This is a genomic window from Streptomyces sp. NPDC038135, assembly GCF_055601245.1.
The window spans coordinates 59,260-81,609 of record NZ_JBVJXS010000001.1; the positions used below are offsets into that span (position 1 = coordinate 59,260).

General features: G+C 69.9%; 20 protein-coding genes. All 20 read right to left on the reverse strand.

What is annotated here, in order from left to right; genetic code table 11:
- Positions 1 to 60: 60 nt before the first annotated feature.
- On the reverse strand, positions 61 to 1,497 hold the full coding sequence (atpD, locus tag ACZ7JA_RS00280; RefSeq protein ID WP_389305889.1) for a F0F1 ATP synthase subunit beta: 1,437 nt from the start codon (positions 1,495 to 1,497) through the stop codon (positions 61 to 63).
- Positions 1,498 to 2,415 carry a F0F1 ATP synthase subunit gamma gene (locus tag ACZ7JA_RS00285; protein WP_199212022.1) on the reverse strand — a complete coding sequence of 306 codons (918 nt, stop codon included), beginning with the start codon at positions 2,413 to 2,415 and terminating at the stop codon, positions 1,498 to 1,500.
- 21 nt (positions 2,416 to 2,436) lie between these two features.
- Entirely contained in the window at positions 2,437 to 4,029 is a 1,593-nt protein-coding gene (gene atpA, locus ACZ7JA_RS00290; protein ID WP_351662944.1) for a F0F1 ATP synthase subunit alpha, read from the reverse strand.
- A 140-nt stretch (positions 4,030 to 4,169) separates the two neighbouring features.
- Positions 4,170 to 4,985, reverse strand: coding sequence for a F0F1 ATP synthase subunit delta (locus ACZ7JA_RS00295; protein WP_351662941.1), 816 nt, complete (start codon positions 4,983 to 4,985; stop codon positions 4,170 to 4,172).
- Positions 4,982 to 5,533, reverse strand: coding sequence for a F0F1 ATP synthase subunit B (locus ACZ7JA_RS00300; protein ID WP_351662938.1), 552 nt, complete (start codon positions 5,531 to 5,533; stop codon positions 4,982 to 4,984). Before ACZ7JA_RS00300 ends, ACZ7JA_RS00295 begins: the two co-directional genes overlap by 4 nt.
- A gap of 38 nt (positions 5,534 to 5,571) precedes the next feature.
- On the reverse strand, positions 5,572 to 5,811 hold the full coding sequence (locus tag ACZ7JA_RS00305; RefSeq protein WP_053670587.1) for an ATP synthase subunit c family protein: 240 nt from the start codon (positions 5,809 to 5,811) through the stop codon (positions 5,572 to 5,574).
- Between the two features lie 68 nt (positions 5,812 to 5,879).
- The gene (gene atpB, locus ACZ7JA_RS00310) at positions 5,880 to 6,650 is read right to left on the reverse strand and encodes a F0F1 ATP synthase subunit A (protein WP_351663020.1); all 771 of its coding nucleotides are present in this window, start codon (positions 6,648 to 6,650) and stop codon (positions 5,880 to 5,882) included.
- Between the two features lie 273 nt (positions 6,651 to 6,923).
- Complete coding sequence (locus ACZ7JA_RS00315) at positions 6,924 to 7,361, reverse strand: hypothetical protein (RefSeq protein WP_351662935.1); 438 nt, start codon at positions 7,359 to 7,361, stop codon at positions 6,924 to 6,926.
- Positions 7,362 to 7,649: 288 nt separating this feature from the next.
- On the reverse strand, positions 7,650 to 8,990 hold the full coding sequence (locus tag ACZ7JA_RS00320; protein ID WP_470806644.1) for an MraY family glycosyltransferase: 1,341 nt from the start codon (positions 8,988 to 8,990) through the stop codon (positions 7,650 to 7,652).
- A gap of 151 nt (positions 8,991 to 9,141) precedes the next feature.
- Positions 9,142 to 10,380 (reverse strand): serine hydroxymethyltransferase, encoded by a 1,239-nt coding sequence (locus ACZ7JA_RS00325; protein WP_389305894.1) that lies wholly within the window; start codon positions 10,378 to 10,380, stop codon positions 9,142 to 9,144.
- A gap of 120 nt (positions 10,381 to 10,500) precedes the next feature.
- Positions 10,501 to 11,178: an arsenate reductase/protein-tyrosine-phosphatase family protein gene (locus ACZ7JA_RS00330; protein ID WP_351662926.1), complete on the reverse strand. Its 678-nt coding sequence runs from the start codon at positions 11,176 to 11,178 to the stop codon at positions 10,501 to 10,503.
- Positions 11,175 to 11,822, reverse strand: a complete 648-nt coding sequence (locus ACZ7JA_RS00335; RefSeq protein WP_351662923.1) for an L-threonylcarbamoyladenylate synthase — start codon at positions 11,820 to 11,822, stop codon at positions 11,175 to 11,177. Before ACZ7JA_RS00335 ends, ACZ7JA_RS00330 begins: the two co-directional genes overlap by 4 nt.
- Positions 11,823 to 11,874: 52 nt before the next feature.
- Positions 11,875 to 12,714: a peptide chain release factor N(5)-glutamine methyltransferase gene (prmC, locus tag ACZ7JA_RS00340; protein ID WP_351663017.1), complete on the reverse strand. Its 840-nt coding sequence runs from the start codon at positions 12,712 to 12,714 to the stop codon at positions 11,875 to 11,877.
- Positions 12,715 to 12,787: 73 nt separating this feature from the next.
- Complete coding sequence (gene prfA, locus ACZ7JA_RS00345) at positions 12,788 to 13,855, reverse strand: peptide chain release factor 1 (RefSeq protein ID WP_351662920.1); 1,068 nt, start codon at positions 13,853 to 13,855, stop codon at positions 12,788 to 12,790.
- Between the two features lie 108 nt (positions 13,856 to 13,963).
- On the reverse strand, positions 13,964 to 14,185 hold the full coding sequence (rpmE, locus tag ACZ7JA_RS00350; RefSeq protein WP_059301453.1) for a 50S ribosomal protein L31: 222 nt from the start codon (positions 14,183 to 14,185) through the stop codon (positions 13,964 to 13,966).
- A gap of 152 nt (positions 14,186 to 14,337) precedes the next feature.
- Positions 14,338 to 15,477 (reverse strand): LCP family protein, encoded by a 1,140-nt coding sequence (locus tag ACZ7JA_RS00355; protein WP_470806645.1) that lies wholly within the window; start codon positions 15,475 to 15,477, stop codon positions 14,338 to 14,340.
- A gap of 197 nt (positions 15,478 to 15,674) precedes the next feature.
- Entirely contained in the window at positions 15,675 to 17,396 is a 1,722-nt protein-coding gene (locus ACZ7JA_RS00360) for a trypsin-like serine protease (protein WP_470807116.1), read from the reverse strand.
- A gap of 228 nt (positions 17,397 to 17,624) precedes the next feature.
- Positions 17,625 to 19,634, reverse strand: coding sequence for a transcription termination factor Rho (gene rho, locus ACZ7JA_RS00365; protein WP_351662913.1), 2,010 nt, complete (start codon positions 19,632 to 19,634; stop codon positions 17,625 to 17,627).
- 404 nt (positions 19,635 to 20,038) lie between these two features.
- A complete protein-coding gene (gene thrB / locus ACZ7JA_RS00370; RefSeq protein ID WP_351662910.1) occupies positions 20,039 to 20,956 on the reverse strand; it encodes a homoserine kinase in 918 nt (305 codons plus the stop codon).
- A 331-nt stretch (positions 20,957 to 21,287) separates the two neighbouring features.
- Positions 21,288 to 22,346: a threonine synthase gene (gene thrC / locus ACZ7JA_RS00375; protein WP_351662907.1), complete on the reverse strand. Its 1,059-nt coding sequence runs from the start codon at positions 22,344 to 22,346 to the stop codon at positions 21,288 to 21,290.
- Between the last annotated feature and the right edge of the window lie 4 nt (positions 22,347 to 22,350).

Below are 22,350 nucleotides of genomic sequence, written 5' to 3' on the forward strand. Positions count from 1 at the left end.
TTCTAGAGGGCGTGGACGAGGGGGCGGGACGCACCCGCCCCCTCATCGAGAGCACGGGGCTCAGGAGACGCCCAGCTCCTTGGCGTTGGCCTTAAGGTCCTCGATGCCACCGCACATGAAGAACGCCTGCTCGGGGAAGTGGTCGTACTCGCCGTCGCAGATCGCGTTGAACGCGGCGATCGACTCGTCGAGCGGCACGTCCGAGCCGTCCACGCCGGTGAACTGCTTGGCGACGTGGGTGTTCTGGGACAGGAAGCGCTCCACACGACGGGCACGGTGGACGACGAGCTTGTCCTCCTCGCCGAGCTCGTCGATACCGAGGATCGCGATGATGTCCTGGAGGTCCTTGTACTTCTGCAGGATCGTCTTCACGCGCATGGCGGCGTTGTAGTGATCCGCGGCGATGTAGCGCGGGTCCAGGATCCGGGACGTGGAGTCCAGCGGGTCCACGGCCGGGTAGATGCCCTTCTCCGAGATCGGACGGGACAGAACCGTCGTCGCGTCGAGGTGGGCGAAGGTGGTGGCCGGGGCCGGGTCGGTCAGGTCGTCGGCGGGGACGTAGATCGCCTGCATCGAGGTGATCGAGTGACCGCGGGTCGACGTGATGCGCTCCTGGAGGAGACCCATCTCGTCGGCCAGGTTCGGCTGGTAGCCCACCGCGGACGGCATACGGCCGAGCAGGGTGGAGACCTCGGAACCGGCCTGCGTGAAGCGGAAGATGTTGTCGATGAAGAACAGCACGTCCTGCTTCTGGACGTCACGGAAGTACTCGGCCATGGTGAGGCCGGCCAGCGCGACGCGCAGACGGGTGCCCGGGGGCTCGTCCATCTGACCGAAGACCAGGGCGGTCTTGTCGATGACGCCCGAGTCGGCCATCTCCTCGATCAGGTCGTTGCCCTCACGGGTGCGCTCGCCGACACCGGCGAACACGGAGACACCGTCGTGGTTGTTGGCGACACGGTAGATCATCTCCTGGATGAGCACCGTCTTGCCGACGCCGGCGCCGCCGAACAGACCGATCTTGCCGCCCTTGACGTACGGGGTCAGCAGGTCGATGACCTTGACGCCGGTCTCGAACATCTCGGTCTTCGACTCGAGCTCGTCGAAGTTCGGGGCCTTGCGGTGGATGCCCCAGCGCTCGCCCTCGTAGCTCTCGTCGACGTTCAGCACCTCACCGAGGGTGTTGAACACCTTGCCCTTGGTGAAGTCGCCGACGGGCACCGTGATGGAGTTGCCGGTGTCGACGACCGGGGCCTGGCGGACCAGACCGTCGGTGGGCTGCATGGAGATGGTGCGGACCAGGCCGTCACCCAGGTGCTGGGCGACCTCCAGGGTCAGCGTCTTCTTCTCGCCGGCGTTGGCCGGGTCGGCCACCTCGACGTGAAGGGCGTTGTAGATGTCCGGCATCGCGTCGACGGGGAACTCCACGTCGACGACCGGGCCGATGACCCGGGCGACGCGGCCCGTAGCCGTCGCGGTCTCAACAGTGGTGGTCATTTATCGGTCACTCCCCGCGGTCGCGTCGGCCAGGGCGCTGGCTCCACCGACGATCTCGCTGATTTCCTGGGTGATTTCGGCCTGGCGGGCCGCGTTGGCAAGACGGGAGAGCGTGTTGATCAGCTCGCCCGCGTTGTCGGTGGCCGACTTCATCGCGCGCCGCGTGGCGGCGTGCTTCGAAGCGGCCGACTGGAGCAGCGCGTTGTAGATCCGGCTCTCCACGTAGCGCGGCAGCAGGGCGTCGAGGACGTCCTCCGCCGACGGCTCGAAGTCGTACAGCGGAAGGATCTCGCCCTTGGGGACGGCCTCTTCCGCGACCTCTTCGAGCCGCAGCGGCAGCAGCCTGGCGTCGAGCGCGGTCTGCGTCATCATCGAGACGAACTCGGTGTAGACGATGTGGAGCTCGTCCACGCCGCCGTCCGCCGTCTCCTTCTCGATGGCCTCGATCAGCGGCGCCGCGACCTTCTTGGCGTCCGCGTACGAGGGCTCGTCGGTGAAGCCCGTGAACGACTCCGCGACCTTGCGCTCACGGAAGTTGTAGTGGGCGACACCACGGCGGCCGACGATGTACGTGTCGACCTGCTTGCCCTCGCGCTCCAGGCGCTCGGTGAGCTGCTCCGCCGCCTTGATGGCGTTGGAGTTGAAGGCGCCGGCCAGACCGCGGTCGCTCGTGAGGAGCAGAACCGCGGCGCGGGCCGGGTTCTCCGCCTCCGTGGTGAGCGGGTGCTTGGTGTTCGAACCCGTACCGACCGCCGTGACCGCGCGCGTCAGCTCGGTCGCGTACGGCGTGGAGGCCGCCACCTTGCGCTGCGCCTTGACGACGCGCGAGGCGGCGATCATCTCCATCGCCTTGGTGATCTTCTTGGTCGCGCTGACGGATCGGATGCGACGCTTGTAGACCCGGAGCTGGGCTCCCATGAGTCAGGTCCCTTCCTTACGTCACTTGGCGGCAGCGGCAGGAGTGTCCTCGCCGAGCAGCTTGCCGTCCGAGGTCTCGAACTGCTTCTTGAACTCCGCGACGGCGTCGTCGATCGCCTGGATCGTGTCGTTCGACATCTTCGCGCCCTCGCGGATGGAGGTGAGCAGGCCCGACTCCTTGCGGTGCAGGTAGTCCAGCAGCTCGCGCTCGAAGCGGCGGATGTCGACGACGGGGACGTCGTCCATACGGCCGTTGGTGCCGGCCCAGACGGAGACGACCTGGTCCTCGGTCGACATCGGCTGGTACTGGTCCTGCTTCAGCAGCTCGACCATGCGCTGACCGCGCTCCAGCTGGGCCTTGGAGGCCGCGTCCAGGTCGGAACCGAAGGCGGCGAACGCCTCGAGCTCACGGAACTGGGCGAGGTCCACCCGGAGGCGGCCGGAGACCTGGCGCATCGCCTTGTGCTGCGCGGAACCACCGACTCGGGAGACGGAGATACCGACGTTCAGCGCGGGGCGCTGACCGGCGTTGAACAGGTCCGACTCCAGGAAGCACTGGCCGTCGGTGATGGAGATGACGTTGGTCGGGATGAACGCCGACACGTCGTTGGCCTTGGTCTCGACGATCGGCAGACCGGTCATCGAGCCGGCGCCCATCTCGTCGGAGAGCTTGGCGCAGCGCTCCAGCAGACGGGAGTGCAGGTAGAAGACGTCACCCGGGTAGGCCTCACGGCCCGGCGGGCGGCGCAGCAGCAGCGACACGGCGCGGTAGGCGTCGGCCTGCTTGGACAGGTCGTCGAAGATGATCAGGACGTGCTTGCCCTCGTACATCCACTGCTGACCGATGGCCGAACCGGTGTACGGCGCGAGGTACTTGAAGCCAGCCGGGTCGGACGCCGGGGCGGCGACGATGGTCGTGTACTCCAGGGCGCCGTTCTCCTCCAGCGCGCGGCGCACGCCGGCGATGGTGGAGCCCTTCTGGCCGATGGCGACGTAGATGCAGCGGACCTGCTTCTTCGGGTCGCCGGTGCGCCAGTTGTCGCGCTGGTTGATGATCGTGTCGACGGCCAGGGCGGTCTTGCCGGTCTGGCGGTCGCCGATGATCAGCTGACGCTGACCACGGCCGATCGGGGTCATGGCGTCGACGGCCTTGTAGCCGGTCTCCATCGGCTCGTGCACCGACTTGCGCTGCATGACCGTGGGCGCCTGCAGCTCGAGGGCGCGGCGGCCGGACGTCTCGATCTCGCCGAGGCCGTCGATCGGGTTGCCGAGCGGGTCGACGACGCGGCCGAGGTAGCCCTCGCCGACCGCGACGGAGAGGACCTCACCGGTGCGGTGCACCGGCTGCCCCTCCTCGATACCGCTGAACTCACCGAGTACGACGGCGCCAATCTCGCGCTCTTCCAGGTTCAGCGCGAGACCGAGGGAGCCGTCCTCGAACTTCAGCAGCTCGTTCGCCATGGCCGAGGGCAGGCCCTCGATCTTGGCGATACCGTCGCCGGCGACGGTGACCGTACCGACCTCCTCGCGCGAGGCCGCGTCCGGCTTGTACGACTGGACGAAGTTCTCCAGTGCGTCCCGGATCTCCTCCGGCCGGATCGTGAGCTCCGCCATCTGGGTTCCCTGCTCTCCTTGTTGGGCCCGAAGTTTCACTTTGGGGGGATGGGGACTCCCCCCTGAACGAGGTGAATCCTCTGCACGGCCCAACCAGGGCCGTAAGCACGTCTTGCGTTTTCTCGATTGCCGAGGTGTCGCTAGCTCGCCATGCGGCGGGCCGCGTCCTCCAGCCGGTCCGCGATGGAGCCGTTGATGACCTCGTCACCGACCTGCACCCGGATCCCGCCGACGACCTCGGGGTCGACGTCCAGGTTGAGGTGCATCCGGCGGCCGTAGAGCTTGGTCAGGGCGGCGCCGAGGCGCTGCTTCTGCCCGTCGCTCAGGGGCACCGCCGACGTGACGACGGCGACCATGCGGTCCCGGCGCTCGGCGGCGAGCCTGGACAGGGACTCCAGTCCCGACTCCAGGCTACGTCCACGCGGCGCGGACACCAGGCGCGCGACCAGACGCTCGGTGGCGGGCTTGGCCCGGCCGCCGAGGAGCCGGCGCAGCAGCTCGGCCTTGGCCGAGGCGCCCGCCGAGCGGTTGGTGAGCGCGGCACGCAGCTCGGTGTTCGAGGAGACGATCCGGCCGAACCGGAACAGCTCGTCCTCGACGTCGTCGAGCGTGCCCGTCTTCTGCGCCGAGGTGAGGTCGGCGACGTTCGCCAGCTCCTCCAGGGCGTCCACCAGGTCGCGCGGCTGCGACCAGCGGGAACGGACCATGCCGGCCACGAGGTCGGCGGTGGTCGTGCCGACCTGACCGCCGATCAGCCGCTGGACCAGCTCGGCCTTGGCCTCACCGGGCTGCGCCGGGTCGGTGAGGACCCGACGCAGGCTGGGCTCGCGGTCGAGCAGCGCGGTGACGGCCGCCAGCTCGTCCGCGAGCTTCGTCGCGTCCACGGACGTGGAGTCCGTCAGCGCGTCGAGACGCTCACGTGCGGCTGCGAGGGCCTCGCGGCTCGCTCCGTTCATCGCGTGGCCTCGGCCTTCTCCTCGAGCTCGTCGAGGAAGCGGTCGATCACACGGCTCTGCCGGGCGTGGTCCTCGAGGGATTCGCCGACGAGCTTGCCGGCCAGGTCGGTGGCGAGCTTGCCGACGTCCTGGCGGAGCGCGCCCGCGGCGGCCTTGCGGTCGGCCTCGATCTGGGTGTGACCGGCGGCGACGATCTCCTCGCGCTGCCGCTGGCCCTCGGCCCGCATCTCGGCGATGAGCGCGGCACCCTGCTCCTGCGCCTCCTGGCGCAGACGCGCGGCCTCGTGCCGGGCCTCGGCGAGCTGAGCCTTGTACTGCTCAAGGACGCTCTGGGCCTCGACCTTCATGGCGTCGGCCTCTTCGATGCCGCCTTCGATCGCCGCGCGACGCTCCTCCAGAACCTTGTTGATGTTCGGAAGCAGCTTCTTCCAGAAGAAGAAGAACACGATGGCGAAGGCGATGGTGCCGACGAGCAGCTCGGGGCCGGCCGGGATGAGCGGGTTCTGCTCGGTCTCCTCGGCCGCCAGCTGTGCCAGGTTGGCGATCACATCAGTGCCTTTCGTCGATACGTGTCGGTACGGATGTCTTACTTGGTACCGAACACGAACGGCATGACGATGCCGATGAGGGCGAGCGCCTCACAGAAGGCGAAGCCCAGGATCTGGTTGGCGCGGATCAGGCCGGCAGCCTCGGGCTGACGGGCGAGGGCCTGGGTGCCGTTGCCGAAGATGATGCCGACGCCGATGCCGGGGCCGATGGCGGAGAGGCCGTAACCGACAGAACCGATGGAACCGGAGACAGCGGCGAGGGTCTCAGTGGCAGCCATGGTGAATCTTCCTTCTCTTTACGGACCGGTGGGGGTTGGCCACCGGACGACCGGGGGTGTGTTGAGGCTCAGTGGTGCTCGGCGAGAGCGCCCTGAATGTAGGAGCAGGCCAGCAGTACGAAGACGTACGCCTGGACGGCCTGCACGAAAAGTTCGAAGCAGATCATGGCCATGGTCATCACGAAGGAGATGCCTGCGGCCGGGATCATCCAGCTGTTCAGCAGGTACCAGGAGGCGACGGTGAACATCACCAGCATCAGGTGACCGGCGAACATGTTGGCGAAGAGTCGCACCGCGTGCGTGAACGGGCGGACGAGCAGGTTCGAGAAGAACTCGATGACCATGACGAGCGGGAGCACCGCGCCGAGCGACTTGTCGTAGCCCGTGATGTTCTTGAAGAAGCCGACGAAGCCGTGGCGCTTGAACGTCAGACCGACCCAGAGCACCCACACGAGCACCGCGAGGACGACCGGGAACGCGAAGACCGAGGCGACCGGGAACTGGGCCAGCGGGATCACGGACCAGATGTTCATCAGCCAGATGAAGAAGAAGAGGGAGACCATGAGCGGCACCCACTTCTCGCCCTCGCGCTTGCCGAGCGTCTCGTAGACGATGCCGCGGCGCACGAAGTCGTAGCCGGCCTCGCCGATCATCTGCAGCTTGCCGGGGACGACCTTGGCGTTGCCGAAGGCGGCCCAGAAGAAGGCGATGACGACGACCGTGGTGACGAGCGCGAGCAGCATCACCTTGTTGAATTCGAAGCCGCCGACCGTGGCCATCGGCTTGAACAGGAACGAGTGCAGGCCCGGAGCCGGGAAGCCACACCCGTTGTCGGACATGATCCGACAACTCCAGTCAAAGGCGAGCTGGGTCTGGTCAGCACTCACCGCGGGCTCCTTCGGCGTGACGCATGGGTACGGCAACCTCGTTGTGTCGGCGCGGCGCAGGGCCGCTGATCGGCACCGGACTGGTGTTACGGATGTGGGGGCGGCTGGGGGGCATCAAGCCTCGCGATTGAGCAGGCGTCAGCTCGGATGCCCGCGCCCGCGATGCCGCAGTTGGCACCGGACGATAGCAGGAGATCTCACAGGCCTTTATCCCGCCCCTACCCCTCACGACGGCGGCCCCGTCTTCTCGTGCTTCTCACTCTTCGCCGAGTCGGGATCGACGTAGAAGATCTTGGCCTTCATGTGTGCGCGCGCCTGCGCGGCCATCCACACGACGGTCGTGACGACCAGCGACACGGCGAACGCCTTGGCGTTGAAGAGTGAGGTGCCCTTGAAGACGGCGACGAAGATCAGGAGGAGCAGCAGCTGCGCCATGTAGAGCATCAGCCCCATGGCCTGGAACAGCTGCGGGAGCGTTTTTGCCGTCCACTGCAGAACGTAGAGGCCGATTCCCATGAACAGGACGGCCAGCGCCGTGCCGACAGCCGCGCCGAGGGCGCCCTTGCCTCCCGCGACCGCGGCGCTCACGGCGACGGCGATCACGCCGGCGGCCGCTGCGGGCACAGCGATCTGCAGTAGGTTCCGGGCGTCATTGGACGGCATGGCGGCAACTCCGCTTTCACAGGGGGGCAGGTGTCGTCATGGACGAGCGTAGTCCCGGGCTGAGTAGTCGAGACCTCACACCGGCGGACCGTCGCACTACGGTCCTTCGGTTCTATCCGGGGTTCTCGTGAACCGTATCACAAACTATTTGATGAGGTCTTTACCTGCTGGGTGTGCTTGCTGTCACACATGAGTGTGATGGCGCGCGTCTGTGCAAAAACCCAGCCCTTTTGTCTGGTATTAGGGAGCTTTGCTCCCCCACGAGATGGCAATGCTCTAGTCAGATTCTTACCTTGTGGCCTTGCCGATACGCGAACGAGGGCCGATGGCGGTCGCCCCGTTGACCCCTGTCGTACCGGCCGCCACGGGGGTCCGCCTCTCGGACTCCGACGGCTCCTGCGCGGCGGCCTCCGCGGTCTCCCCGGACTCCGCGGACAGCTCCACGTCCTCGGCCGCGCGGCGGCGCCTGCGGTAGCGGGGCGGCACGAAGTGCTGGGCCCACGCGGGCACCCGGGGCGTGAAGCGGGGCAGCAGGAGCAGGATCAGGCCGATCGCGCTCAGGAAGACGACGCCGAGCACGATCCACATCGACGCCGAGTTCACCGAGTAGGCGAGCGCGCCGAAGCCGATCAGCGCCGACCAGAAGTACATGATCAGCACCGCCCTGCTGTGCGAGTGGCCGATCTCCAGCAGGCGGTGGTGCAGATGGCCGCGGTCCGCGGCGAACGGCGACTGACCGCGCCAGGTGCGCCGGACGATGGCCAGCACCAGGTCGGCGGCGGGCACGGCGATGATGGTCAGGGGCAGCAGCAGCGGGATGTAGACGGGCACCGTCTGGTGCACGGCCGCCTTCTCCGAACCGGTGAACAGGGCCAGCGCGTCCGGGTCCACCTGGCCGGTGACGGAGATCGCGCCGGCGGCCAGCACCAGCCCGATCAGCATCGAGCCGGAGTCGCCCATGAAGATCCGCGCGGGATGCATGTTGTGCGGCAGGAAGCCCAGGCACATGCCCATCAGGATGGCCGAGAACAGCGTCGCCGGGGCGGCGGCCTCGATGCCGTACGAGTACCAGATCCGGTAGGCGTACAGGAAGAACGCGGCCGCCGCGATGCAGACCATGCCGGAGGCCAGGCCGTCGAGGCCGTCCACGAAGTTCACCGCGTTGATCGTGATGACGACCAGCGCCACGGTCAGCAGGGTGCCCTGCCACTGGGTCAGCGCCACGTTTCCCACGCCCGGGACGGGCAGCCACAGGATCGTCAGACCCTGCATGACCATGACGCCCGCGGCGATCATCTGTCCGCCGAGCTTGATCAGCGCGTCGATCTCGAACTTGTCGTCCAGGACGCCGATCAGCCAGATCAGCGCGGCGCCGGACAGCAGCGCCCGCGGCTCGTTCGACTTGGCGAAGACCTCGTTGAGGTTGGTCATGTGGTCCGCCACCAGCAGGCCCGCGCACAGTCCGAAGAACATCGCGATCCCGCCGAGCCGCGGAGTGGGTTCCCGGTGCACGTCACGTGCCCGGATCTCCGGCATCGCCCCCGCCACGATCGCGAACTTCCGTACCGGTCCTGTCAGCAGGTACGTCACCGCGGCCGTGATGCAGAGCGTCAGCAGGTATTCACGCACGGGCTTCCCCACAGGTCTCGCTGGCCATCACAGCCCCACACCCTAGCGACGGACGCATATGGATGAGGACTTCCGGGTAGCGACGATGGTTGCACGGGCGGCTGTGAGCCACCGCGCGCGTCGGGGTGCACACAGGTGCGCGTACCCCGGTTCACCCTGGATACGGGGGGAATGCGCCGGTCAGCTCACGCACCTCGGCCCGTGTCACGCCCGGTTCCGCCTCGCCCCGCAGCGCGGCGGCCATGAGCGCCGCGATCCGGACCATCTCCGGCTCCCCCATGCCCTGCGACGTCACGGCGGCCGTGCCGAGGCGCAGTCCGCGGCCGTCACCGTGGGGAAGGACACAGCAGTCCAGCACGATCCCGGCCGCCGCGAGCCGCCCGCGCGCGGTGCGTCCGTCGACGCCGAGCGGCGCCGGATCGGCGGTGACCATGTGGGTGTCGGTGCCGCCGGTGACCACGTGGAGCCCTTCGGCGGTCAGGTGGCCTGCGAGCACCCGTGCGTTGGCGACCACCTGGTGGGCGTAGGCGCCGAAGGCCGGGGCCGCCGCCTCGCCGAACGCGACGGCCTTGGCGGCGATGGTGTGCATCTGCGCGCCGCCCTGGGTGAAGGGGAACACGGCCCGGTCCACCCGCTCGGCCAGTTCGGCCCCGCACAGGATCATTCCGCCGCGCGGGCCGCGCAGCACCTTGTGCGTGGTGGCGCAGACGATGTCCGCGTACGGCACCGGGCTGGGCGCCGCTCCCCCGGCGACCAGGCCGATCGGGTGCGCGGCGTCGGCGATCAGATACGCCCCCACCTCGTCTGCGACGTCCCGGAAGAAGGCGTAGTCGAGGTGGCGGGGGTAGGCGATGGAGCCGCAGACGACGGCCTTGGGCCGGTGGCTGAGCGCCAGGTGGCGGACCTGGTCGCGGTCGATGAGGCCGGTCTCGGCGTCGACGCCGTAGCCGACGAAGTCGAACCAGCGGCCGGAGAAGTTCGCGGGCGAGCCGTGCGTGAGGTGGCCGCCGTAGGGCAGCCCCAGGGCGAGGACGGTGTCGCCGGGGCGCAGCAGGGCGGCGTAGGCGGCCAGGACGGCCGAGGAGCCGGAATGGGACTGCACGTTGGCGTGCTCGGCGCCGAACAGCGCCGTGGCCCGCTCCACGGCCAGGCGTTCGGCCACGTCGACGATCTCGCAGCCGCCGTGGTGCCGGGCGCCGGGATAGCCCTCGGCGTACTTGTTGGCGAGCGGCGAGCCGAGGGCGGCCAGCACGGCCGGCGAGGTGAAGTTCTCGGCGGCGATGAGCTGCAGCGTCGTCGACTGCCGGTCCAGCTCCCCGTACAGGATGTCGGCGAGCTCGGGATCCTGGTCCCGCAGGACATCGGTCTCGAGGGTGCGGGTGACCGACATGGCGGGCTCCGGGCGGTCGACGGTGACGTGAGACCAATGTAGGCCCGGGATGTCCGGTACGCGCGGGTTGCCCCACCCGTCGGCGCCGGCGTTCCCACGGGCGGGCGGCGCCCGCCCGCGTCAGGCGCGGGCGGGGACCCCGGTCAGCGCGGTCACCACGGGATCGAGCGCCTCGTGTATCTCGTCGCCGACCGAGCGGAAGAAGGGCAGCGGCGCCCCGTACGGGTCGTACACCTCGTCCGCCTCCGCGGTGGGCGCCAGCAGCCAGCCGCGCAGCGCGGCCGCCGCGCGCACCAGGGCGCGCGCACGCGCCACCACGCCGTCCTCCAGCGGGGGCAGCGTGGTGGGGTCTATGGCGCGCACCAGGCGGGTGAACTCCTTCAGAGTGAAGGTGCGCAGGCCCGCCGAGTGGCCCATGGAGATGACCTGGGCGCGGTGGTCGCGGGTGGCCGTGAGGACGAGGTCGGCCATGATGACGTGCTCGTCCAGCAGTTCCCGGCCGGTGAACCCGGAGGCGTCGGCGCCGAACTCGGCCAGCACGGTCTCCGCGTTGGCCTCCATGGGCGCCCCCTCGTGACCCCAGGTGCCGGCGCTCTCCACGATCAGCCCGCCGCCGAGCACACCGAGGCGCTCCGTCACGAAATGCCGGGTCAGCCGCTCGGTGATCGGGGAGCGGCACACGTTGCCGGTGCTGACGTGGAGGATGCGGAAGCAGTCGCGGGGCAGCCCGACGAACGTCGTCGTGATCTCCGCGGCGCTCTCCCTGCCTATGCCACGCCCCGCGTCAGGGGCCGTCAATTCGCCACCTCGAGGTCGGGTACGACCTTGCGCAGCTCCTCCGGGGAGAGCGCGCCCTGCCGCAGCAGCACCGGCACCTCGCCGGTGACGTCCACGATGGACGACGGCACGTTGCCGGGCGTCGGGCCGCCGTCGAGGTAGACGGAGACGGAGTCGCCGAGCATCCGCTGGGCGGCGTCGCAGTCCTCGGGCGCCGGGTGGCCGGTGAGGTTGGCCGAGGTCACGGCCATCGGACCGACCTCGGTGAGCAGCTCGATGGCGACCGGGTGCAGCGGCATGCGCACGGCGACCGTGCCGCGGGTGTCGCCCAGGTCCCACTGCAGGGACGGCTGGTGCCGGGCGACGAGCGTGAGGGCGCCCGGCCAGAAGGCGTCGACCAGTTCCCAGGCCAGCTCGGAGAAGTCCGTGACGAGCCCGTGCAGGGTGTTCGGGGAGCCGATCAGCACAGGGGTGGGCATGTTGCGGCCCCGGCCCTTGGCGGCCAGCACGTCGGCGACCGCCTCCGCGGAGAACGCGTCGGCGCCGATGCCGTAGACCGTGTCGGTCGGCAGTACCACCAGCTCGCCCCGGCGGACGGCGGACGCGGCCTCGCGCAGACCCGTCACACGGTCGGTCGCGTCGTTGGTGTCGTATCGCCGTGCCATGTCTAGCGAGCCTCCTCGTGCGGGTACTGCGGGCTGGAAGTCGTCGGGGTGCTCACGGCAGCGCCTTGCGCGCCGTCGCGAACCGGGGGCGGTTGTTGAGGTCCGGGTGGTCGGCCGCGTCGGCCCAGCCCCGCTCCTCGGTGAAGATCCAGGGCACCTGGCCGCCCTGGGTGTCGGCGTGCTCGATGACGACGACCCCGCCGGGCCGCAGCAGCCGGTGCGCGGTGCGCTCGATGCCGCGGATCAGGTCGAGTCCGTCCTCGCCGGAGAACAACGCCATCTCCGGGTCGTAGTCACGGGCCTCCGGCGCGACGTACTCCCATTCCGTGAGCGGGATGTACGGCGGGTTGGAGACGACCAGGTCGACCTGGCCGTCGAGGTCCGGGAAGGCGGTCAGGGCGTCGCCCTGGCGCAGGTCGACCCTGGACCCCTCGACGTTCTTGCGGGTCCACTGGAGCGCCTCCTCGCTCAGCTCCACGGCGTGCACGCGCGAGCGCGGCACCTCCTGGGCGAGCGCGAGCGCGATGGCGCCGGAGCCGGTGCACAGGTCGACGATGCACGGCTCGACCACGTCCATGGCGCGCACGGCGTCTATGGCCCAGCCGACCACGGACTCGGTCTCCGGCCTGGGCACGAACACACCAGGCCCGACCTGCAGCTCCAGGTACCGGAAGTAGGCCCGCCCGGTGATGTGCTGCAGCGGCTCGCGCTGCTCACGCCGGGCGATGACCTCCCAGTAGCGGGCGTCGAAGTCGGAGTCCTTCACGGAGTGCAGCTGGCCCCGCTTCACGCCGTGCACGAACGCGGCGAGCTCCTCCGCGTCGGTGCGCGGCGAGGGCACGCCGGCGTCGGCCAGCCGCTGGGTCGCCTGGGCCACCTCGGCGAGCAGCAGACTGCGGGGGCTCGGGGGTCGCGCCCCGGTGGGTGACTGCACGCAAGTCCTCCGTGTAACTCGTACGCGCCTCTTACGCGGCCGCCAGCTTCGCCGCCGAGTCGGCGTCGACGCAGGCCTGGATCACGGCGGCGAGGTCGCCGTCCAGGACCTGGTCCAGGTTGTACGCCTTGAAGCCGACGCGGTGGTCCGAGATGCGGTTCTCCGGGAAGTTGTAGGTGCGGATCTTCTCGGAGCGGTCGACGGTGCGGACCTGGCTGCGACGGGCGTCGGCCGCCTCCCGCTCCGCCTCCTCCTGCGCCGCGGCGAGCAGCCTGGAGCGCAGGATACGCAGCGCCTGCTCCTTGTTCTGCAGCTGGCTCTTCTCGTTCTGGCAGGAGGCGACGACTCCGGTCGGCAGGTGCGTGATGCGCACCGCGGAGTCGGTGGTGTTGACCGACTGGCCGCCGGGCCCGGAGGACCGGTAGACGTCGATCCGCAGGTCGTTCGGGTTGATCTCGACGTCGACCTCCTCCGCCTCGGGGGTCACGAGGACACCGGCGGCGGAGGTGTGGATCCGGCCCTGGGACTCGGTGGCCGGCACGCGCTGCACCCGGTGCACGCCGCCCTCGTACTTGAGCCGGGCCCACACGCCCTGGCCGGGCTCGATCTGCCCGCGGGCCTTCACCGCGACCTGGACGTCCTTGTAGCCGCCCAGCTCGGACTCGGTGGCGTCGATGATCTCGGTCTTCCAGCCGATCCGCTCGGCGTACCGCAGGTACATGCGCAGCAGATCGCCGGCGAACAGCGCGGACTCGTCACCGCCGGCGCCGGCCTTGATCTCCAGGATGACGTCCTTGTCGTCACTGGGGTCGCGCGGCACGAGCAGCAGGCGCAGCTTCTCGGTCAGTTCCTCGCGCTGCTTCTCCAGCTCCTTGACCTCGGCCGCGAAGTCGGGGTCGTCGGCGGCGAATTCGCGCGCGGTCTCGATGTCGTCGCCGGTCTGCTTCCAGGAGCGGTACGTGGCGACGATCGGGGTGAGCTCGGCGTAGCGCTTGTTCAGCTTGCGCGCGTTGGCCTGGTCGGCGTGGACCGACGGGTCGGCGAGCTGCTTCTCCAGGTCGGCGTGCTCGGCGACGAGTTCATCGACGGCCTCGAACATCTTTCGGCTCCTGATACTGCGGTGAGGTAAGGGCGGGCGACCAAAAACGCCGGTCCCGGGCACACCCCCGCGAGAGGGCGCGACCGTGGACCGGCGGTATGGGGCTCGCTACTTCTTGGAGCCGGCGGCCTTGCCGAAGCGGGCCTCGAAGCGGGCCACACGGCCACCGGTGTCGAGGATCTTCTGCTTGCCCGTGTAGAACGGGTGGCACTCGGAGCAGACCTCGGCCCGGATGGTGCCGGACTGGATGGTGCTGCGGGTGGTGAACGACGCGCCACAGGTGCAGCTGACCTGCGTCTCGACGTACTCGGGGTGGATGTCGCGCTTCAAGGTGTCTCCTAGGTTCGGGAGGGCGCCGGGTCGCAGCCGCAGGATGCGAGAGCGTGAACCGGAGCCGACGTACCAGTCTGCCAGGACTGGCGCCATCCCCCAAAACCGGGGGGCGGGGCCGTGTATTCCCGGAGGCGGTCCCGGGGCGGGGGTCAGCCGCTGACGACGCCCTTGGCCTCGCCCGCGGCGGTGCCCTTGGTGGCCGACGCGGGGATGGGCCTGTCGTTCCTCAGGGCCTTCCAGATCAGCTCCGCCTTGGCCTTCTGCAGCAGGACCCGGTTGGGGTCGGCCGGGTCGTAGCGCACCGGCATCGTGACCATCCGCATGTGCGAGGAGCCGATGCCCTTCAGGCCGTTCGCGAAGTCCGCGAGGGCGTTGACCGAGCCGAGGTCGGAGTCGGCGGTGACGGCCTTGGTGGCGGTGTCGGCGAGGTCGTACAGCTTCTTGGGGTTGCTGAGCACGCCGACGTGCTCGACCTGGTCGAGGAGCGCCTTGACGAAGGCCTGCTGGAGCTGGATGCGGCCGAGGTCCGAGCCGTCGCCGACGCCGTGCCGGGTGCGGACCAGGGCGAGCGCCCGCTCACCGTCGAGGGTGTGGGTGCCGGCCTTGAGGTGCAGATGGCTCTGCGGGTCGGCGATGGATTTCGTCGTGGTGACCGGGACTCCGCCGAGGTCGTCGATGAGCCGCTGGAAGCCGGCGAAGTCGACCTCGAGGTAGTGGTCCATGCGGATGCCGCTGAGGGACTCGACCGTCTTCACGGCGCAGGCGGCTCCGCCGGTGGAGTAGGCGGAGTTGAACATCACGCCGGAGGCCGCGGGATGGCTGCCGCCGCCGGTGTCGGTGCAGGCGGGGCGGTCGATGAGGGTGTCGCGCGGGACGGAGACCACGCTGGCCTTCTTGTGCCCCTTGTACACGTGGACGATCATCGCGGTGTCGGAGCGGGCGCTGCCGTCGTCCGTGCCGCCGCCCAGCTTCCGGTTCTTGCCCGAGCGGGTGTCCGAGCCGAGGACCAGGATGTTCTCGGAGCCGTTGTCGACCTTCGTGGGCCGCTCGTCGCCGAGGGCCTGGTTGATGTCGACGCTTTTGAGGTTGCCGTTGAGCTTGAAGTAGACGTACCCGAGACCGGTGCCGCCCAGCACGACCACTCCGGCGGCCGCCCAGGCGGTGACGAGCAGGGCCTTGCGGCGCTTGCCGGGGGTGGCGGCCTTGCGGCGGCGGCCCCCGCGTCTGTTCTCCGGGCCGGTGGGGACCGGCTCCGTTATGCCGGGCTCCGGCGTGCTCTCGGCGGACACGTCACTCCTAGGTCTCGTCCTGTCGTCTACCCCCTGCTTTCAGGGTCAGGCGCGGTCGTCACCGCTCCATCGTCGCTCCGCCCGGTCAGACGGAGAAACTCGGCACAGGGTTGCACAGCGCACGGTGCCCGCCGCGTGCGGCGGCGGGCACCGTGCGTGACCGTACGGCCCACGGTGAGCCGGGCTCACCTGCGGTTTCAGCCCCAGATGTCGTACGCCTGGAAACCGGTGCCGACCGAAACCCTTGTGTCAAAGATCTCGCTTGTGCCCTTTCCGGTGCCCTTGTACAGGTACAGGGTCCCGCCGGGAGTGCGGGCCAGGAAGTCGGCCTTGCCGTCGCCGCTCACGTCGCCGACCGCGTCGAAGGCGTTGTAGCCGGTCCAGCCGCTGCGCACCTTGACCCGGGCGGAGAAGGCGCCCGTGCCGGACTTGCCGGTGCCCTTGTACAGGTACAGGTCGCCGGTGCTCGACTTGCGGGCGAGCAGGTCGGCCTTGCCGTCGCCGTTGAAGTCACCGTGGCCGCGCACCGAGTTGTACTGGTCCCAGCCGGTGCTCACCTTCACCTTGGAGGCGAAGGTGCCGTTGCCCTTGCCCGCGTACAGCCACAGCGTGCCGTTCGAGTCTACGGAGAGCACGTCGGTCAGGTAGTCGCCGGTGACGTCGCCCGCGGTGATGATCCGCTTGCGGGTCTTCCAGCCGGTGAAGATCTTCGTGTCGGTCCAGCTCCCGCTGGTGCGGGCGCTGTTGAGGACGAAGTGCTCCCAGTACACGTCGCCGGTGGAGCTGACCCGGTAGACCACGTCCTGGTAGCCGTCCCGGTTCAGGTCGGTCTGGAGGGCGAGGTTGACGCCGCCCCAGTCGCCCCAGGAGATGCGCGAGCCGAAGGACGTGCCCTTGGAGTCCTTCTCGTACCCGGTCTTCGTGGACGAGGCGCGCACGAAGATGTCGGCCTTGTTGTCCTTGTAGCTCAGGTTGCCGTCGTCGACCTGGTGGTAGGCGGAACCGACGTAGGCGCCGACCTTCGTGAAGACGCTGTAGTAGCCCTTCTCCACGCAGTCCGTGACGCCCCAGGAGACCACTCCGGCGATCCGGCCGCCCACCACGAGCGGGCCTCCTGAGTCGCCGTTGCACGTCGCGCTGGTACCGGTGTCGCTGCCGCTCTGGGTGCCCGCGCAGACCATCTTCCCTGCGACGTAGGCCGTGTCGTAGGACCCGGCGCAGGCGCTGTCGGAGTGCAGGGTGAGCGACGTCGTCCGCAGGGTCTGCGAGAGGTCCTGGGTGGTGGAGCTGGTGCGGCCCCAGCCGTACACCTTGGCGCTGGTGCCGGTGGCGTAGGACGCGGTGTCGCCGGAGGCGACCATGCGGATCGGCGTGGCCTTGACCGGGACGCCCAGGGTGAGCACGCCGAGGTCGTCCGCGTACCTCCCCGTCTCCCGGTCCACCGGGTCGTATCCGGGCTGCCACCACTGGCGCAGTACGCCCGTGGCCTGACCGCCGTGCAGGTCGGTGGCGCCGGCCGCGTCGGTGGTGGGCAGCTGGTCGGTGCCCGTGACGACGGCGCCGTGGGCCGCCCAGTCGTAGTTCTTGTTCTCGTTGCGCAGGCAGTGCGCGGCGGTGAGGATCTTCGTCGGCGAGACGACCGAGCCGCCGCAGAAGAAGCCGACGTCGTCGGCGGTGTCGGTGGTGTTCCTGTCGTCGTAGTACCAGAGCTGGGCCATCCAGGGCGCCGAGGAGATGGTGGTCTCGCTGCCGCCGATGATCTTCGGCGACACGGCCGAGGGGCTGCTGGTCTTCGCCGGCTGCTCGGTGCCGGAGGCTCCGGCGATGCGCTTCTCCAGCGTGGACTGGGACGGCTGGGCGACGGCGGGTGCGGTACCGGGCTTCGGCAGCGCGGTGGCCGCGCCGGCGGAGGCCGTCATCAGCGCGGCGGCCACGGCGGCGGCGACACCGGCCGCGGCCAGGGGGACGGCAAGACGTATCCGGCGTCTGTGCCGCCCGGGTTCGGGCGTGGGCAAGGCGGTTCCCCCCAGGGAGAGGTGTGGTGAACGGGGCGCGTGATGCGCTCCCCTCCCTCTCAGCGCGAAAAGGCCGCCCCCCGTCACCTGGTGACGGGGGGCGGCCCTCGTTTCTTACCCGATACCTACCGGCTAGTCGCCGTTGCCGGGCGTCGGCGTCGTCTTCTGGATCTGCATCAGGAACTCGACGTTCGACTTGGTCTGCTTCATCTTGTCCAGCAGCAGCTCGATCGCCTGCTGCTGGTCGAGCGCGTGCAGCACCCGGCGCAGCTTCCAGACGACGGCGAGCTCCTCGTTGCCGAGCAGGATCTCTTCCTTGCGGGTACCGGACGCGTCGACGTCCACCGCCGGGAAGATGCGCTTGTCGGCGAGCTTCCGGTCGAGCTTGAGCTCCATGTTGCCGGTGCCCTTGAACTCCTCGAAGATCACCTCGTCCATGCGGGACCCGGTGTCCACCAGGGCGGTGGCGAGGATGGTGAGCGAGCCGCCGTCCTCGATGTTGCGGGCCGCACCGAAGAACCGCTTCGGCGGGTACAGGGCGGTCGAGTCGACACCACCGGACAGGATGCGGCCGGAGGCCGGGGCGGCGAGGTTGTACGCACGGCCCAGACGCGTGATCGAGTCGAGCAGCACGACCACGTCGTGGCCCAGCTCCACCAGGCGCTTGGCGCGCTCGATGGCCAGCTCGGCGACCGTGGTGTGGTCCTCGGCCGGGCGGTCGAAGGTCGAGGAGATGACCTCGCCCTTCACCGACCGCTGCATGTCGGTGACCTCTTCCGGACGCTCGTCGACGAGGACGACCATCAGGTGGCACTCGGGGTTGTTGTGGGTGATCGCGTTGGCGATCGCCTGCATGATCATGGTCTTGCCGGTCTTCGGCGGGGCCACGATCAGACCGCGCTGGCCCTTGCCGATCGGCGACACGAGGTCGATGATCCGGGTCGTCAGCACGCCCGGGTCCGTCTCCAGGCGGAGGCGGTCCTGCGGGTAGAGCGGGGTCAGCTTGTTGAACTCCGGGCGGCCGCGGCCGTGTTCGGGCGCCATGCCGTTGACGGAGTCGAGGCGGACCAGCGCGTTGAACTTCTCGCGGCGCTCGCCCTCCTTCGGCTGGCGGACCGCGCCGGTGATGTGGTCGCCCTTGCGCAGGCCGTTCTTGCGGACCTGGGCGAGGGAGACGTACACGTCGTTCGGGCCGGGCAGGTAGCCGGAGGTCCGGATGAAGGCGTAGTTGTCGAGGATGTCCAGGATGCCCGCGACGGGGATCAGGACGTCGTCCTCGGCGACCTGCGGCTCGGCGATGTCGTCGCGGCCGCGGCGGCCACGGCGGTCGCGGTAGCGGCCGCGACGGCCACGGCGGCCGCCCTCGAAGTCGTCGTCGTCCTGCGGGCCGCTGTTGCGGTCCTGCCGGCCGCCCTGCTGCTGGCCCTGCTGCTGACGGTCCTGGCGGCCGCCGCCCTGCTGGTCGTCGCCCTTGCCCCGGCGGTCGCGGTCGCGGTCGCGGCCACGCTCGCGGCGGTCGCGGCGGCCACGGCCCTCGCCGTCACCGGCGTCGCCACGGGCCTCGCCCTGCTGGCCGCCCTGCTGCTGCGCGTCGCTCTTGGACTCGCCCTTCGCCTCGGCGGCGACGCTCTCGGCGCCGGCCGGGCTGCCCGCCTCGGCGGTGGCACGACGGCGACGCCGCTCGGCCGGGGCGTCCTCTCCGCCGCGCTCGGCCTCGCCCGAACGGGCGGCGCCGCCGGCCGGCTGGCCGGGAATCTCGATCTGCTGCTGGGCCACGGCCTTCTCAGCGGGGGCCCCGGCCGCCTTGTCCGCCTTCTTCTCGGCGGCGTCCTCGCCGGTGCGGGCCTTGGAGGTGGCCCGGCGCTTGGGCTTGGTCTCAGGGGCCGCCTCCGCCTTGGGAGCGGCGCCCCCGGCCTGGGCCTCCTTGATGACCTCGATCAGCTGGCTCTTGCGCATACGCGCGGTGCCCCTGATGCCGAGGCCGGATGCGACCTGCTGCAGCTCGGCCAGCACCATGCCCTCAAGGCCGGTACCCCGGCGCCGCCGGGAGCCGGCACCGCTGGCAGGCGCGGAGGCGTCCGTGGCGGGCGCGGCAGCGGTCTCCTCGACACGTGCGCCCATCAGATCGGTGGTGTCGCTCACGAAGGGTCCTTCCCTGGAGCGGACGTCGGCCTGTCTGGCTCGGCGACCGGTTGTGCTGTCCGGCTACGGTCCTGTCTTCGATGGACCGTGCCGGGGCGGTGGTCCGCCAAAGCGGCGGAAGAGAATTTCTGGTGATGGCGCTTCCGCGAGCCGTGACACCCGGTGTCACGTGGCGTGGTCGCACCGATTCCGGAGCGTGCCCTAGGCCCCGCTCAATGTCCGCATACGTCGTACTGCCCAGGTACGGCGCACGGAACACGGAGTGGTGTGGGAGGCTCCCGGAAGGATGTCTGTCCCGGACGGGGACACGAAGCACCTCGCCATGGTGGGGTCGGGTGCAGACTTGAGGTTAACACTACCGGATCCAACAAACATTCCCCCTCTCCAAATCCGGCAACCGTGTCTCAGGTCGCAAGCGGCAGCACGCTCGCTCCCTGGACATCGAGGTCAAGCCGGTTGGCGGCCCAGCCCTCACCCGCGAGGTGGGACACCTTCTCGGCGCTGTCGGCGTCGGCAAGCGCCATGACGGTGGGTCCGGCGCCGGAGATGACGGCCGGGATCCCGTCCGCCCGCAGCCGCTCCACCAGCGCGGCGCTCTCCGGCATGGCCGGGGCGCGGTACTCCTGGTGCAGCCGGTCCTCGGTGGCGGGCAGCAGCAGCTCGGGGCGCCTGGTGAGGGCCTCGACGAGCAGGGCGGCACGGCCCGCGTTGACGGCGGCGTCGACGTGCGGCACGGTGCGCGGCAGCAGGCCGCGGGCGGTCTCGGTGAGCACCGGCTTCCCGGGCACGAAAACCACCGGAACGATGGAATCGTCGGGCTCCATCCTGATGGCACGGGCCGCGCCGGCCTCCATCCAGGACAGGGTGAAACCGCCGAGCAGACAGGCGGCCACGTTGTCGGGGTGGCCCTCGATCTCGGTCGCCAGCGCGAGCAGCGCCGCGTCGTCGAGCCGGGCCTCACCGCCTATGGTCACCGCGCGGGCGGCGACGATTCCGGCGCAGATGGCGGCCGAGGAGGAGCCGAGGCCGCGGCCGTGCGGGATGCGGTTGGCGCAGACGATCTCCAGGCCGCGGGGCTGCCCGCCCAGCAGGTCGAAGGCGGTGCGCAGGGAGCGGACGAGCAGGTGGCTCTCGTCGCGGGGCAGGGTCTCGCCGCCCTCGCCCGCGATGTCGATGTGCAGACCGGAGTCGGCCACCCGGACGACGACGTCGTCGTACAGCCCCAGCGCGAGGCCCAGGGCGTCGAAGCCCGGACCGAGATTGGCGCTGGTGGCAGGGACGCGCACCCGTACGGCGGCCGCGCGGAAGGCTGGACCGGCCATCGCTCGAAGACTCTCCTTGAGCTGCGTGAGTGTCGAAGACATCCGAAGGGGCCGAACGCCGCTCGATCGTCCCGACGGACACTCGATCGTTTCGATGGACATTCGATGACGTACGAGGACCCGTCGGGTCGCGGAGACGGCGCGGCCCGCGCCCACACGCGGTGGCATATGCGGTAGGCGGGTTCAGTACAGCCTATCGAAGGATGGTTCCGCGGCGACATAGGGCGCACGGGAGGCGCACGATGCGTGTCGTGGACCTCCCGTGCACCCCGCCGCGGATCGTCCCCGCCGGGCGGGGTGGGCGAGCCCGGTCCCCCGGGCCCGCGGGTGCTCAGGCCAGGCCGAGGCGCTCCGCAGCGGTGGCCGCGTCGACCGGGACGGTGACCGGCTGCGGCGCGCCGGCGACGGCCCAGTCCGGGTCCTTCAGCCCGTTGCCCGTGACGGTGCACACGATGCGCTGCCCCGGGTCCACCTTGCCCTGCTCGGCGGCCTTCAGCAGACCGGCCACCGAGGCGGCCGAGGCGGGCTCCACGAAGACGCCCTCCTGCGCGGCCAACAGCCGGTAGGCGCGCAGGATCTCACGGTCCGTCACCTCGTCGATGGCGCCGCCGGACTCGTCGCGGGCGGCGAGGGCGTACTGCCAGGAGGCGGGGTTGCCGATCCGGATCGCGGTGGCGATGGTCGACGGGTCCTTGACCACCTCGCCGCGCACGATCGGCGCGCTGCCGGAGGCCTGGAAGCCCCACATGCGCGGGGTCCGGGCGGAGACGCCGTCGGCGGCGTACTCCTTGTAGCCCTTCCAGTAGGCGGTGATGTTGCCCGCGTTGCCGACCGGCAGGACGTGGATGTCGGGGGCGTCGCCGAGCATGTCCACGATCTCGAACGCGGCCGTCTTCTGGCCCTCGATGCGCACCGGGTTGACCGAATTGACCAGCGCCACCGGGTAGTTCTCGCTCAGGCTGCGAGCGAGCGTGAGGCAGTCGTCGAAGTTGCCGTCGACCTGGAGGATCTTGGCGCCGTGGACGAGGGCCTGGCCCATCTTGCCGAGCGCGATCTTGCCCTGCGGCACGAGCACGGCCGAGACCATCCCGGCCCGCACCCCGTAGGCGGCGGCCGAGGCGGAGGTGTTGCCGGTGGAGGCGCAGATGACCGCCTTCGCCCCCTCCTCCTTGGCCTTGGAGATCGCCATGGTCATGCCGCGGTCCTTGAAGGAGCCGGTGGGGTTGGCCCCCTCCACCTTCAGGTGGACCTCACAGCCCGTGCGCTCGGAGAGCACCTGCGCAGGCACGAGGGGCGTGCCGCCCTCGCGGAGCGTCACGACCGGCGTGGTGTCGGATACCGGCAGCCTGTCCCGGTACTCCTCGATGATTCCGCGCCACTGGTGGGTCATTGCT

Excerpts from the sequence above, each read along its gene's own strand:
- prfA (WP_351662920.1), bottom strand. The coding sequence starts at position 13,855 with ATGTTCGAGGCCGTCGATGAACTCGTCGCCGAGCACGCCGACCTGGAG.
- thrB (WP_351662910.1), bottom strand. The coding sequence starts at position 20,956 with ATGGCCGGTCCAGCCTTCCGCGCGGCCGCCGTACGGGTGCGCGTCCCT.
- ACZ7JA_RS00305 (WP_053670587.1), bottom strand. The coding sequence starts at position 5,811 with ATGGCTGCCACTGAGACCCTCGCCGCTGTCTCCGGTTCCATCGGTTCT.
- atpA (WP_351662944.1), bottom strand. The coding sequence starts at position 4,029 with ATGGCGGAGCTCACGATCCGGCCGGAGGAGATCCGGGACGCACTGGAG.
- ACZ7JA_RS00360 (WP_470807116.1), bottom strand. The coding sequence starts at position 17,396 with ATGACGGCCTCCGCCGGCGCGGCCACCGCGCTGCCGAAGCCCGGTACC.
- atpD (WP_389305889.1), bottom strand. The coding sequence starts at position 1,497 with ATGACCACCACTGTTGAGACCGCGACGGCTACGGGCCGCGTCGCCCGG.
- ACZ7JA_RS00315 (WP_351662935.1), bottom strand. The coding sequence starts at position 7,361 with ATGCCGTCCAATGACGCCCGGAACCTACTGCAGATCGCTGTGCCCGCA.
- thrC (WP_351662907.1), bottom strand. The coding sequence starts at position 22,346 with ATGACCCACCAGTGGCGCGGAATCATCGAGGAGTACCGGGACAGGCTG.
- ACZ7JA_RS00335 (WP_351662923.1), bottom strand. The coding sequence starts at position 11,822 with ATGGCACGGCGATACGACACCAACGACGCGACCGACCGTGTGACGGGT.
- ACZ7JA_RS00285 (WP_199212022.1), bottom strand. The coding sequence starts at position 2,415 with ATGGGAGCCCAGCTCCGGGTCTACAAGCGTCGCATCCGATCCGTCAGC.
- ACZ7JA_RS00295 (WP_351662941.1), bottom strand. The coding sequence starts at position 4,985 with ATGAACGGAGCGAGCCGCGAGGCCCTCGCAGCCGCACGTGAGCGTCTC.
- ACZ7JA_RS00325 (WP_389305894.1), bottom strand. The coding sequence starts at position 10,380 with ATGTCGGTCACCCGCACCCTCGAGACCGATGTCCTGCGGGACCAGGAT.
- atpB (WP_351663020.1), bottom strand. The coding sequence starts at position 6,650 with ATGTCCGACAACGGGTGTGGCTTCCCGGCTCCGGGCCTGCACTCGTTC.